The organism is Citrobacter sp. wls718, from assembly GCF_005280945.1.
Classification (GTDB): domain Bacteria; phylum Pseudomonadota; class Gammaproteobacteria; order Enterobacterales; family Enterobacteriaceae; genus Citrobacter; species Citrobacter gillenii.
Genome location: NZ_SZWV01000022.1, coordinates 1 through 13,395 on the forward strand (window position 1 = coordinate 1; position 13,395 = coordinate 13,395).

The following is a 13,395-nucleotide window of genomic DNA, read 5'->3' on the forward strand; positions in this document are numbered from 1 at the left end:
CCTGCTTATTCGCACCTTCCCTAGGCTACGTTCTTCCAGGTTCAACGATGCGGTGGATAGTCTCCCCGTCAGCCAGTGATACTCATTACGGCGGAAAAGTTGAAGTCACGGTCAATGGCCAAAAAACAGTACAAGAACTCTGACTGGCTCTGGCTTGTGGTGAAATATGGCGTACTTAATGGGGCCTTACTCTCGGGAATGGCCTGCGTGCACGCACAGACAAACACCCCAACGGACACGGGCATTATTCGTGATGAGTCCCCCTTGCCCGGAGTCGATTTATATCTCGACGTGACGGTCAACGGCAATGCCGCTGGATTGGTTCATTTTGGCTATGAAAACGAAAAGCTGTACGCCAGTGCCAATACCCTACGCACGCTGGGTTTTCGTCTACCAGAGGAAACTACTCAGCCTGTCGGGCTGTATGATATTGCGCAGCTGAACGTTGACTACAATAAACAACTGCAAACGCTGGCGCTAACCGTACCACTAAGTGAACTCGACCTTGCCACCACCCAGCTTAACCCACCCGCAGAAACTGCCCCGACGGCCTCCTCCGCGGGCGGCGCGTTGCTCAATTATGATATTTACGCAGAGCAGGGTGACGCCAGCAGCATTAATACGTTTAGCGAACTGCGCGCTTTTAATGGTTCAGGGGTGTTAAGTACCACTCAACTTACCCAGTACTCCACTACAACCGATGCCGATAACGCCTTTTACCGACTGGATACCAGCTGGCGTTCATCATTCCCGGAAACGATGCTGGCACTGACCGTGGGGGATACGCTGACCAGTTCGCTCACCGGCTCCCGCCCAACCCGCATCGGCGGGATTCAAATTGGGACCGATTTTGGTTTGCAGCCGTATATGCCAACCACCCCGCTTCCCGCGTATCTCGGCTCCGCAACGGTGCCGTCCAATGTAGAGTTGTATGTCGACGGGGTCAGGTACTACAACGGTGAAGTCCCGGCGGGCAGTTTTCAGATCAACACCTTGCCAAATATCAGCGGTGCGGGGACGGGTCAAGTGATGATGACAGATGCGCTGGGCAGAACGACGGTGCAAAATTTCTCTTTTTACAACGATCAACAGCTGCTGCGCGAAGGTCTGACCTCGTGGTCAGCCGAGATTGGGGTGGTGCGCGAAAACTACGGGTACGCCTCATTTGAGTATGCCAGCGCCCCGGCGATCAGCGGGACATGGCGTCGGGGATTCAGCAGTAACTTCACCGCAGGTGCGCACGCCGAAACCAGCGACGGGCTGATTAATGCCGGTTTCAGCAACGACTGGATCCCAGATATCCACAGCGGCACATTCTCTACGGCATTGGCGGCAAGTGCGGACGCCGGGAAAAACGGTTTTTTATACAGCATGGGATACCGCTGGTCCGGAGAGAAATTCAATTTCAGCACCAGTACTACCGCCACCTCCGGCGATTATCGTGATGTGGCGACCCATTATGGCGAACCACCACCGACGCTGAGCAGCAACACGGTGGTGGGCTATTCGCTGGCGTCCGCCGGAAATATCAGCCTGAGCTACCTGCAATTTCGCTACCCGCATGAAAGCGCCGTACGCTATGCCAACGCCAGTTGGTACAAGTCCCTTACTGATACCGTGTCCCTTAACGCAGGGTTCAACCAGAACGTTGATGACAACCGCGACCGCAGCGTCTACCTGATGGTGACCGTCACCACTCCTCGTAATCTGAGCGTCAGCAGCACCATCCAGCGTACGAATGACGAAACCGGCTACCAGTTGAATGCCAGCCAGACGCCGCCAGCTGACGGGGGCTGGGGCTGGAACGTCGCCGCCAGCCAGCAAGCATCTCAACAAAGCGGCCAGGGGGAAGTAGGTTATTTAGGTCGTTACGGGAAAGCGTACACCGGCTTCAGCCAATTGCCGGATAACCACTATGGCTATGCCGGTGCGACCGGGTCCGTGGTGATGATGGGCGGCGGCCTGTTTGCCGCGCGTGAAATTAGCAATGGCTTTGCCGTGGTGTCGACCGACGGCATTCCCGACGTTCCCATCAAGCTACAAAACAACGTGATCGGCAGCAGTGATGACAATGGCCTGCTGCTGGTTACCTCCCTGAACAGCTATCAAAAAAACCAGATCAGCATTGACCCGATGGACCTGCCCGCCAATATGCGCATCACCCACGTCGAGGCGAATGCCACCCCTGCAGACCGTTCCGGCACGCTGGTCAGTTTTGGCATTACGCCGGTACGCGCCGCGCAGGTGATCCTCGTCGATAAACAGGGGCAGGCTATCCCCGAAGGTAGCGTGGCCATTGCCACCACTGGCGCGGGCCAGTCATCACTTGTTGGGTTTGACGGGATGACCTGGTTCGACACGTTGGAACAACACAACGCTCTGCGTATTAAGACAGAAACCGGTACCTGCAGCGTCAAATTTGACTACCCGGCCTCAGCGCGAGGCATCGTGCAAATTGGCCCACTGGTATGCCGATAACAGGAGTAATTTTATGTGGCTAAGAAATCTGACCCTGATTAGCGGATTACTCGTAAACCCAGGATTCGTTTACGCGGTCACCTGTTCGGTAAGCAACGTGCAGCCGGTTAATTTTGGCGCCGTCAATCCACTGCCAACGTCAGCTGTAACATCCGCGATGACCTTTAACTACAGCTGTGCTAAAGAGCTGGGTGACGTGCTGGCGGGGATTAATCTGTGCTTTAATATTGGCATCTCCGGCGTCAGCGGCCAGGTCACCACCAGGAATATGTCATTGAGTGGTACGCCAGCCAGAACGCTGACCTATCAGCTGTACCAGGACGCGGGACATAGCAAAATATGGGGAAGTCAGTATCAGTCGGGCGCCACCTTCCCGATGGTAAAGCTCAACTTACTTAACCTGACACCGGTGACCGGTACGCTGACGGTGTACGCGAAGCTCAACACCCCGCAAACGACCGCCGTGCCGGGAAACTATCAGGATAGCTATACGACGGCAACAGCTCTGGTGACGCTCAATCCCGGTCTGGTTTTGCCACCCACGACCTGTGGTGATACCGTCGCAGCCAGGCTACCCTTCACCGTCTCGGCCAACGTCACAAAACAGTGTGCGATCGGCTACACCAATAACATTACCTTTAACCCGTCTAAAGCCACTGACCGCAACGTCACGGCAAGCAGTGCACTCGGGGTCGCCTGCACCAATAACACTCCCTATACCATTGGATTGCAGCCTTCCAATGGGAATACATCAGGTTATGGTGTATTGAAAGGAACCGGGGCCAATCAGGATAAAGTGCCGTATCAGCTAAGTTCAACACCTGGCCCGACGGGGACTATCTGGGGAAATACGTCGCTTAATGCAGTAGCAGGCACAGGTACGGGGTTAACCACCGATTATCCGGTGTATGCCACCGTTCCGAGCAGCAATTTTACCCCTGATAACTATGCCGATACGGTGACCATCTCGGTGACCTACTGAGAGCAGAAATGCAATAAGGAAAATACAATTTATTATCATATTCTTTACTTTTAGAGGTGCGTCATAAATCTGACAAATAGCAAGCCGCACATCTTATGCACCGCAATTGGTTTATTATCAGAAAAACAGCCAAAAACCCTGTAAATCCCGGATAATTATTCACATTCCAACTGAAAACCTAACTCACAGACATGACAATCCGTGCCCTGAAGGCAGGCCGTTGTTTGAAAAAAATGTTAAATTTACGTTTATATGGTGAGATCCACTGTATACCACGGCGAAATTAAGCACATATTACTTTTATAACTAAGGTTTATCATGGATAAGTTATCTTACGCTTCAGATAGCAGCACATCTGCCTGGAATACCTACCTGCAACAAATCGAGCGTGTGGCCCCGTACTTAGGTGAACTTTCCCACTGGGTGGATACCCTGCGTCACCCAAAACGCGCATTGATTGTCGATATCCCGGTGCAAATGGATGACGGTACCATCCGCCATTTCGAAGGATACCGCGTGCAGCACAACCTCTCCCGAGGCCCAGGTAAAGGCGGCGTGCGTTATCATCCTGATGTTGATCTTAACGAAGTGATGGCTCTTTCTGCGTGGATGACCATCAAATGCGCCGCGCTTAACCTGCCATATGGCGGTGCGAAAGGTGGTGTTCGCGTCGATCCTTTCTCGTTGTCTGAGGGCGAACTGGAGCGTTTGACCCGCCGCTATACCAGTGAAATCGGCATTATCATCGGACCGCAGAAAGATATTCCTGCCCCGGATGTCGGTACCAACGGGAAAGTCATGGCGTGGATGATGGATACTTACTCCATGAACCACGGCACTACCGTGACCAGCGTGGTCACCGGTAAACCAATCCATCTTGGCGGCTCTCTGGGTCGTGATAAAGCCACCGGTCGCGGCGTATTCGTCAGCGGTCTGGAAGTTGCGCGCCGTGCCAACATCGCCGTTGAAGGCGCTCGCGTGGCGGTGCAAGGTTTTGGTAACGTGGGGAGTGAAGCAGCTCGCCTGTTCGCCGGTGCGGGTGCACGCGTGGTCGCTATTCAGGATCATACCGCCACCCTGTTTAATACCACCGGGATCGACATGACTGCGCTGACTGCATGGCAGTTAGAGCACAAACAAATTGCCGGTTTCCCGGGTGCTGAAACCATCGCCAGCGAAGCGTTCTGGAGCGTGGAGATGGATATTCTGATCCCGGCTGCGCTTGAAGGCCAGATCACCCGTCATCGCGCGGAAACGCTGACCTGTAAGCTGGTGCTCGAAGGCGCAAACGGCCCAACCTACCCGGATGCCGATGACGTACTGGCCAGCCGCGGTATCGTTGTGGTACCTGACGTGGTCTGTAACGCCGGTGGCGTAACCGTCAGCTACTTTGAATGGGTGCAGGACATGGCAAGCTTCTTCTGGAGCGAAGAAGAGATCAACGCGCGCATGGATAAGATCATGACCGACGCAATGGTCCACGTGTGGGAAAAAGCCGCGGAGAAATCCTGCTCTCTGCGTACTGCCGCTTACATTGTCGCCTGTGAGCGTATTCTGCTGGCGCGTAAAGATCGTGGTATCTATCCGGGCTAAGACCGGACTCCGCTCTTGCGAACAAAACCACCTGCAATGCAGGTGGTTTTTACTTCACCTCCCCACGCTGAGGCGTTTTGCGCTAAACCTGCCGCATCTCTCATTTCCGCTGTTTTATGCACCACTACGTTTCAATACGGAACATTTATCAGCGAAGATGTTCCGTATTGAAACGCTCATTACGGCAATTTTCTTTTGACAACCCATATGCAAAATTACCTTATCGGCAGCGAGAGGTCGCCGTGGCGCTGTACATCACCGATACCCTACACCAGATGCCTGCCGTTTTTTGCAGCCATCTCAGGACTGTCTACGGAGCATAAAAAATGAAAAAATTGATCAACCGTGTTGAAGACGTACTGAATGAACAACTCGCCGGGCTGGCAAAAGCCTACCCTTCTCTGGCGCTGCATCAGGACCCGGTATACGTCACTCGTGCTGACGCGCCGGTGATGGGGAAAGTGGCGCTACTTTCAGGTGGTGGCAGCGGGCATGAACCAATGCACTGCGGCTATATTGGTCAGGGCATGCTTTCCGGTGCCTGTCCGGGGGAGATTTTCACCTCGCCAACCCCGGACAAAATGTTCGAATGCGCCATGCAAGTTGACGGTGGCGAAGGCGTGCTGCTAATCATCAAAAATTACACCGGTGACATTCTGAATTTTGAAACCGCTACCGAGCTGTTGCACGAAAGCGGCGTCAAGGTCACGACCATGGTTGTTGACGACGACGTAGCGGTAAAAGATAGCCTGTATACCGCCGGACGTCGCGGTGTTGCGAATACCGTGCTGATTGAAAAACTGGTCGGCGCGGCTGCCGAGCGCGGAGACTCGCTGGAAGCGTGTGCCGCATTGGGTCGCAAACTGAATAACCTCGGTCACTCTATCGGCATTGCTATCGGCGCCTGTACTGTCCCGGCCGCAGGGCAACCTTCGTTTACGCTGCAGGATAACGAAATGGAGTTTGGCGTCGGCATTCATGGGGAGCCGGGGATCGACCGACGCGCCTTCTCTTCCCTCGACCAGACCGTGGATGAAATGTTCGACACCCTGCTGGAAAACGGTCACTACAGCCGTACGCTGCGCCACTGGGACAACATCCAGGGTGCCTGGCAGGAAGGTAAAGAAACCAAACAAGCGCTGCAACAGGGCGACCGCGTCATTGCGCTGGTCAATAACCTTGGCGCAACGCCGCTATCCGAGCTGTTCGGCGTCTATAACCGTCTTGAAAGCCGCTGTCAGGATGCGGGTATCATCATCGAACGCAATCTGATTGGCTCTTACTGTACCTCTCTGGATATGACCGGTTTCTCCATCACCCTGTTAAAGGTCGATGACGAAACGCTGAACCTGTGGGATGCACCGGTGCACACCCCTGCTCTCAACTGGGGTAAATAAGGAGATTCATAATGTCCCTCAACAGAACACAAATCGTTAACTGGCTTTATCGCTGCGGTGAAATATTTACCACCGAAAGTGATTTTCTGACCGGTCTGGACCGGGAAATTGGCGACGCCGACCACGGCCTGAATATGCACCGTGGCTTCAGTAAAGTGGTCGAAAAACTGCCGTCCATTGCGGATAAAGACATCGGTTTCATTTTGAAAAACACCGGCATGGTGCTGCTTTCCAGCGTCGGCGGGGCCAGCGGTCCGCTGTTCGGCACCTTCTTCATCCGCGCCGCACAGGTGACTCAGGCCCATCAGAGCCTGACGCTGGACGAGCTGTATCAGATGATGCGCGATGGCGCAGAAGGCGTGATTAGCCGAGGTAAAGCCGAGCCCGGGGACAAAACCATGTGTGATGTCTGGGTACCGGTGGTCGAGTCGCTACGTCAGTCCTGCGAACAAAAACTGAGTGTACAGGCGGCGCTGGACGCGGCGAGTCAACAAGCAGAAGCGGCTGCACAAAGCACCATCACCATGCAGGCACGTAAAGGTCGTGCCAGCTATCTGGGTGAGCGCAGTATCGGGCATCAGGATCCCGGCGCAACGTCGGTGATGTTTATGATGCAAATGCTGGCTCAGGCCGCCAGAGAGTAAGGATAAAGCGATGGTAAACCTGGTTATTGTGTCTCATAGCGCGCAGTTGGGCGCAGGCGTCGGCGAGTTAGCCCGACAGATGTTAATGGGCGAAGGGTGCAAACTCGCGATCGCCGCGGGCATTGACGATCCCGATAATCCTATCGGCACCGATCCGATTAAAGTGATGGAAGCCATTGAGTCCGTTGCGGACACGGATCACGTGCTGGTGATGATGGATATCGGCAGCGCGTTATTAAGTGCGGAAACCGCCCTGGAACTGCTCGATCCGACGATCGCCGCGAAGGTACGCTTGTGCGCAGCTCCGCTGGTAGAAGGTACCCTGGCCGCAACGGTCAGCGCCGCAGCAGGTGCCGATATCGACCGCGTCATTCGTGATGCCATGAGCGCCCTCGATGCCAAATATGCGCAACTGGGTTTACCACCGTCGTCCCCGGTCGTGACCTCGCCGGAAGGCCTCCCTGCTGATGACGAGGCCCGCTCTGTTGCCGTGGTGGTCAAAAACCCCAACGGCATCCACGTTCGCCCGGCGTCACGGCTGGTCTCCACGCTGTCTGGCTTTCGCGCCGACATGCTGCTTGAGAAAAACGGTAAGTGCGTGGTCCCGGACAGCCTGAACCAAATCGCGCTGCTGCAGGTGCGTTGTAATGACACGCTGCGCTTAATTGCCAAAGGTGAACAGGCCGACGACGCGCTGGCGGCATTCAAACAGCTGGCTGCGCAGAACTTTGGTGAGTCCGTTGAACAACCACATACCGGCGGCATCACCAACTCAGCGCCGATACAAGCAACAGGGATGGCCTTTTGCTATACGCCGGTCGCCGCAGAGGTAGCCCCGCAGCCTGCCACCGATTTACCGTACGAACAGCAGCGGTTACAGGCGGCAATCCGCAATACGCTGGAGGATCTGAACTGTTTAACAGCGCTTGCCGAAGAGAAATACTCCGCCGATATCGCCGCGATTTTCTCCGGCCACCACACGCTGCTGGACGATACCGAGTTATATGACATGGCCTGCGCTATCATGCGCGAAAAACAGTGTCGCGCCGAACATGCCTGGCATACGGTATTGAGCGACCTGAGTCAGCAGTATCTCCAGCTCGACGACCCTTATTTGCAGGCGCGGTATATCGATATTGACGATTTACTGTACCGCTCGCTGCGGCATTTGACCGGAATACCCGCTCAAATCCCGACCTTTATTCGCCCGACAATCCTGGTGGCAGACGTCATTTACCCGTCCACCGTACTGCAGTTGGATCCGCTGACCATCAAAGGCATCTGTTTGCGCGCGGGCAGCGATGCGTCCCATTCGGCAATCATTGCCCGCGAGATGGGGATCGGCTGGGTATGCCAGCAGGGTGAGGCGCTCGACGCCATCAAAATGGGGGACACCCTGACCCTTGACTGCGCGGCACATCAGGTCATCCGCGTGGGCTAAACGCCGCTGCACGTCCTGTTATCACAAAGGGCGTGCAGCTTTCACATCACGTGCAGAAACGTCTGTTTGTTCGCAAAATAGGGTCCCTATAACGCGTAACGGTCGATCCTGGACTAAGGTTTTCTCATGGTAAATGCCGTAACTTCGGCACGCCGCTAAGGAGATTACCCGATGATAACGCCAGCAATTCGCCATCCTGGCCTGCTCTCTGTTACAGTAAAACTCACGCTCGCAAGTACCCTTTTGGCCCTTGCTTCATTCGGCGCCCACGCCGAGGAACAGCCCGCCGCAACGCCGCAGCCCCCTGATATCCTGCTCGGCCCTCTGTTTAATGATGTGCAAACCGCCAAGCTGTTCCCGGATCAGAAAACCTTTGCCGATGCAGTGCCCAATAGCGATCCGCTGATGATCCTTGCTGATTATCGGATGCAAAAAAACCAGTCCGGCTTCGATCTTCGTCATTTCGTCGGTGTGAATTTTACGCTGCCCAAAGAGGGTGAGAAATACGTACCGCCCGCCGGGCAGTCGCTGCGTGAGCATATCGACGGGCTGTGGCCAGTGCTAACGCGCTCGACGACTGACGTGGAAAAATGGGACTCATTGCTGCCGCTGCCGGAGCCGTATGTGGTGCCCGGCGGACGTTTTCGCGAAATTTATTACTGGGACAGCTATTTCACTATGCTGGGGCTTGCCGAGAGCAACCACTGGGACAAGGTCTCCGACATGGTGGCGAACTTCGCTTACGAGATTGATGCCTGGGGACACATTCCTAACGGTAACCGCAGCTATTATCTGAGCCGCTCCCAGCCGCCGTTCTTCGCCTTTATGGTTGAACTGCTGGCGCAGCACGACGGTAATGATGCGCTGAAAAAATACCTGCCGCAGATGCAGAAAGAGTACAGCTACTGGATGGAGGGCGTCGAAACGCTTAAGCCAGGTCAGCAGAACAAACGGGTAGTCAAACTGGCTGACGGCACGGTGTTAAACCGCTACTGGGATGACCGTGATACGCCAAGACCCGAGTCCTGGGTTGAAGATATTGCCACCGCCAAAAGCAATCCGAACCGTCCGGCCACCGACATTTACCGCGACCTGCGTTCGGCCGCCGCCTCGGGCTGGGATTTTAGCTCACGTTGGATGGACAACCCGAACCAGTTAAGCACCCTGCGCACCACCAGCATCGTCCCTGTCGATCTCAATGCGCTGCTGTACAAGATGGAAAAAATGATTGCGCTTGCCAGCAAAGCCGCAGGGGATGAAGCCAAAGCTACACAGTACGAAGGCTTCGCTAATGCGCGACAAAAAGGGATTGAAAGCTACCTGTGGAACGATAAAGAAGGCTGGTATGCCGACTACGATTTAAAAAGTCAGAAAGTACGCAATCAACTGACCGCCGCCGCCCTGTTCCCGCTGTATGTCAATGCGGCGGCCAACGATCGCGCCAGCAAGGTGGCTGCGGCGACCCAGGCGCATCTGCTGCAACCCGGCGGTCTGGCCACAACGTCGGTGAAAAGCGGTCAACAGTGGGATGCCCCGAACGGCTGGGCACCACTCCAGTGGGTTGCAGCGTCCGGGTTACAAAACTACGGCCAGGATAAGGTCGCCATGGAGGTCACCTGGCGCTTCCTGACCAACGTGCAGCATACCTATGACCGGGAGAAAAAGCTGGTTGAAAAATACGACGTCAGCAGCACAGGAACCGGCGGTGGCGGTGGCGAGTACCCGTTACAGGACGGCTTTGGCTGGACCAACGGCGTCACCTTAAAAATGCTCGACCTGATTTGCGCCAAAGAAAAACCCTGTGATAGTGTCCCGTCTTCGCGGCCTGCGCCTGCCAGCCCCGCACCTGCGGAACCTCAAAAGCAGGCACAGCCCACGCCTTAGCATCACCAGCAGTACGGTTTTTCTTCTCTCAATCCGCGCTTCGTCGCGGATTTTTTTGCCTTTCTTCTGCGTAATTCCGGTGTCTCTATTGCACCTAGCCCTTATGGGGTATCCCTGTTTTCATCCATGAGAAATTGATTCTGAACATGTTTTTATTCGTTATATATGTAAATATATAGCGATTTTATCACTGCTCAGGATAAGCATAATGCCACTGACAAGACGGATGTTTGCCCAACTCGTGGCCACTACGCTGCTGTTACGCCATCTTCCTGCTTTTGCCCAAACGCCGCTCACCATGGATGTCGGTATTCTGCCCCCGCCTGATGCTATTCAGCGCGTGGTGAGCGCAGGAGCGCCTGCCGATGTGCTCCTGCTGGCCGTTGCGCCAGAGAAACTGGTCGGTTTTTCATCCTTTGACTTTTCCCGCCAGGCCGCCCTTCCTTTTCCCGATGACATCCGGGCATTACCCAAACTGGGAAGGCTGGCGGGACGCGCCAGCACCCTGTCGCTGGAAGCCTTACTGGCGCTCAAACCCGACCTGGTGGTTGACTGCGGAAACGCCGATGAAACCTGGCTTTCTCAGGCACGCCAGGTTAGCGCGCAAACACACATTCCCTGGTTGTTGATTAACGGTGAACTTCGGCAAACCCCGGCGCAGCTGACTGCAGCCGGTAACGCGCTGGGCACGGCCACACGTACCACCGCGCAGGCCGGGCTTGCCCGCCAATTTATTGATGAAGCCGACGTTTTCTCGCACTCTGCCGGCGCAAAACTGCGTTTCTATGCCGCGCGCGGGGCCAGAGGGCTTGAAACCGGTTTGCAAGGCTCTTTGCATACCGAAGCCGCAGAGCTGCTGGGGTTAGAAAATGTGGCGCAAATTCCCGGTCGACAGGGCCTGGCACAGGTATCGATGGAGAACCTACTAAACTGGCAGCCGGACATCATCCTGGTTCAGGACGCGGTGACAGCGCAGTACCTGCGAGAAGATCCGCTCTGGCAAGGGGTGAAAGCCGTTGCCGGGAAACGCATTCTGTTTCTCAGCGGCCTGCCGTTTGGCTGGCTGGACGCGCCACCCGGAATCAACCGCTTGCTGGGTTTACGCCGCCTGCACGCTTGGCTCGATCCTGACGTCGCGGCACGCTTTAAATCCGATATGCAGCGCTACGCGGAACTGTTCTGGCATACCACCCTCAGTGATTCACAGTACCAAACGTTGGTGGCAGCCAGATGAGAACCTCCACCCTCAGTGTTCTGCTGACGGCAGCCATCGTCGTGTGCGTAATGGTCGCCGCAATTTCCGGTGCTTATCGCCTGGATGCGCAGCACGTCATGGCGCTTATTACGGGCCAGGATAGCGTATTGGCGCAGGATAAAATTGTCTTCTGGCAAATTCGCTTGCCGCGCATTCTGGCCGCGCTGTTGCTGGGCGCAGCGCTGGCGGGAGCCGGAACAACCTATCAGGGGATGTTCCGTAACCCGCTGGTCTCGCCGGACATTCTCGGCGTGGCGGCCGGAGCAGGATTGGGCGCCTGCTCAGCCATCTTGCTGGGCTTACCGATCCTGTTTATTCAGCTGTATGCGTTTATCGGCGGCCTGCTGGTAGTTGCAGGCGTGTGGCTGATTACCCGCCGGGTGCAGCGCCACGATCCGGTACTCACGCTGGTACTGGTCGGCATTGCGCTGGGTACGGTGTGTGGTGCCGGTATTTCACTGATCAAAACGCTGGCCGATCCGTATACCCAGCTCCCGTCAATTACCTTCTGGCTGCTCGGCGGGTTATCCACTATCACGGCGCACGATCTGTGGTTTTCAGCGCCACTGATTATAGCCGGTTCGATCCCGCTGCTGCTGCTGCGCTGGCGCATGAACCTTCTTACGCTCTCAGATGATGAAGCCCGCTCGCTGGGTATCAACGTTTCCCGACTGCGGCTGGGGCTGATTGTTTGCGCCACGCTAATCACCGCCTGTACCGTCGCCATTGCCGGGATTATCGGCTGGATCGGACTGGTGGTGCCGCATATTGGCCGCCTGCTCAGCGGTAACAATCATCAGCAACTGCTGCCGGTTTCCATGGGTATCGGGGCCATTTTGCTGCTGCTGACCGACACCCTCGCACGAACGCTGAGCAGCACGGAAATTCCGCTGGGGATCCTGACCGCGTTTATTGGCGCACCGTTTTTCCTGGTACTGCTGCTGCGGGGACATCGCTCATGACGCTACTGACCGTGCAACGCGCCTCTCTGGGATACTCCGCCCGACGCCCCGTATTACGCCACGTTTCGTTCAGCATCAACGAAGGTTCTATTTGCTGCCTGCTGGGCGCCAACGGCAGCGGAAAAACGACGCTGATGCGTACCCTGCTTGGCGTTCTCCCACTCCTGCAGGGTGACATTTTACTGGACGGCGTGGCAGCCAATCATCTCAGCGATCGTGAACGCGCCCGCGCCATCGCCTGGGTACCGCAGGCACATGACGGCGCTTTTGCCTTCACTGCGTTGGACATGGTGATGATGGGGCTGGCCCCACAAATGGCGGCATTTGCCATTCCCGGCACCAAAGAACACGACAGTGCGCATCAGCAACTGGAGATGCTGGAAATCAGCCATCTGGCGCAACGTCGCTGGAACACCCTCAGTGGCGGAGAGCGCCAGCTGGTGCTGATTGCCCGCGCGCTGGTGCAGCGTCCGCGCCTGCTGCTGCTGGATGAACCCGCCTCCAGCCTCGATTTTGGTCATCAGATCCGCCTGCTCGACACGCTAGTGAGGCTAAAAAATACCGGCATGGCACTGCTGATGTCGACCCACCATCCGCTGCATGCGCAGGCTATAGCCGACAGCGTGGTACGCGTCGAACCGGACGGCATGGTGTCGCAAGGTCTTCCTGAACACCAGCTCGCTGCCGATCGACTGGCCACGCTGTATCGCGTTACGCCGTCACAAATTGCTCACCACCTCTTTGGCTCACAATATTAAG

General features: G+C 55.9%; 10 protein-coding genes. All 10 read left to right on the plus strand.

What is annotated here, in order from left to right:
- Positions 1–198: 198 nt before the first annotated feature.
- Positions 199–2,478 carry a fimbria/pilus outer membrane usher protein gene (locus FDW95_RS04495; protein WP_249358918.1) on the plus strand — a complete coding sequence of 760 codons (2,280 nt, stop codon included), beginning with the start codon at positions 199–201 and terminating at the stop codon, positions 2,476–2,478.
- Between the two features lie 13 nt (positions 2,479–2,491).
- On the plus strand, positions 2,492–3,460 hold the full coding sequence (locus FDW95_RS04500; RefSeq protein WP_115258268.1) for a spore coat protein U domain-containing protein: 969 nt from the start codon (positions 2,492–2,494) through the stop codon (positions 3,458–3,460).
- 318 nt (positions 3,461–3,778) lie between these two features.
- Complete coding sequence (locus tag FDW95_RS04505; protein ID WP_096756744.1) at positions 3,779–5,053, plus strand: Glu/Leu/Phe/Val dehydrogenase; 1,275 nt, start codon at positions 3,779–3,781, stop codon at positions 5,051–5,053.
- 326 nt (positions 5,054–5,379) lie between these two features.
- A complete protein-coding gene (dhaK, locus tag FDW95_RS04510; RefSeq protein ID WP_115258267.1) occupies positions 5,380–6,450 on the plus strand; it encodes a dihydroxyacetone kinase subunit DhaK in 1,071 nt (356 codons plus the stop codon).
- 11 nt (positions 6,451–6,461) lie between these two features.
- Positions 6,462–7,094, plus strand: coding sequence for a dihydroxyacetone kinase subunit DhaL (gene dhaL / locus FDW95_RS04515; protein WP_096756742.1), 633 nt, complete (start codon positions 6,462–6,464; stop codon positions 7,092–7,094).
- Positions 7,095–7,104: 10 nt separating this feature from the next.
- A complete protein-coding gene (gene dhaM, locus FDW95_RS04520) occupies positions 7,105–8,535 on the plus strand; it encodes a dihydroxyacetone kinase phosphoryl donor subunit DhaM (protein ID WP_115258266.1) in 1,431 nt (476 codons plus the stop codon).
- A gap of 171 nt (positions 8,536–8,706) precedes the next feature.
- Positions 8,707–10,419 carry an alpha,alpha-trehalase gene (locus FDW95_RS04525; protein ID WP_115258265.1) on the plus strand — a complete coding sequence of 571 codons (1,713 nt, stop codon included), beginning with the start codon at positions 8,707–8,709 and terminating at the stop codon, positions 10,417–10,419.
- Between the two features lie 208 nt (positions 10,420–10,627).
- Positions 10,628–11,653 carry an ABC transporter substrate-binding protein gene (locus FDW95_RS04530; protein ID WP_115258264.1) on the plus strand — a complete coding sequence of 342 codons (1,026 nt, stop codon included), beginning with the start codon at positions 10,628–10,630 and terminating at the stop codon, positions 11,651–11,653.
- Complete coding sequence (locus FDW95_RS04535) at positions 11,650–12,636, plus strand: iron ABC transporter permease (RefSeq protein ID WP_115258263.1); 987 nt, start codon at positions 11,650–11,652, stop codon at positions 12,634–12,636. Before FDW95_RS04530 ends, FDW95_RS04535 begins: the two co-directional genes overlap by 4 nt.
- On the plus strand, positions 12,633–13,394 hold the full coding sequence (locus tag FDW95_RS04540; RefSeq protein WP_115258262.1) for an ABC transporter ATP-binding protein: 762 nt from the start codon (positions 12,633–12,635) through the stop codon (positions 13,392–13,394). Before FDW95_RS04535 ends, FDW95_RS04540 begins: the two co-directional genes overlap by 4 nt.
- The last annotated feature ends 1 nt before the right edge of the window (position 13,395 follow it).

What these genes read in the sequence shown, in the direction of transcription:
- FDW95_RS04530 (WP_115258264.1), top strand. Translation starts at nt 10,628, where the DNA reads ATGCCACTGACAAGACGGATGTTTGCCCAACTCGTGGCCACTACGCTG.
- dhaK (WP_115258267.1), top strand. Translation starts at nt 5,380, where the DNA reads ATGAAAAAATTGATCAACCGTGTTGAAGACGTACTGAATGAACAACTC.
- FDW95_RS04495 (WP_249358918.1), top strand. Translation starts at nt 199, where the DNA reads ATGGCCTGCGTGCACGCACAGACAAACACCCCAACGGACACGGGCATT.
- FDW95_RS04540 (WP_115258262.1), top strand. Translation starts at nt 12,633, where the DNA reads ATGACGCTACTGACCGTGCAACGCGCCTCTCTGGGATACTCCGCCCGA.
- FDW95_RS04505 (WP_096756744.1), top strand. Translation starts at nt 3,779, where the DNA reads ATGGATAAGTTATCTTACGCTTCAGATAGCAGCACATCTGCCTGGAAT.
- FDW95_RS04535 (WP_115258263.1), top strand. Translation starts at nt 11,650, where the DNA reads ATGAGAACCTCCACCCTCAGTGTTCTGCTGACGGCAGCCATCGTCGTG.
- dhaL (WP_096756742.1), top strand. Translation starts at nt 6,462, where the DNA reads ATGTCCCTCAACAGAACACAAATCGTTAACTGGCTTTATCGCTGCGGT.
- FDW95_RS04525 (WP_115258265.1), top strand. Translation starts at nt 8,707, where the DNA reads ATGATAACGCCAGCAATTCGCCATCCTGGCCTGCTCTCTGTTACAGTA.
- dhaM (WP_115258266.1), top strand. Translation starts at nt 7,105, where the DNA reads ATGGTAAACCTGGTTATTGTGTCTCATAGCGCGCAGTTGGGCGCAGGC.
- FDW95_RS04500 (WP_115258268.1), top strand. Translation starts at nt 2,492, where the DNA reads ATGTGGCTAAGAAATCTGACCCTGATTAGCGGATTACTCGTAAACCCA.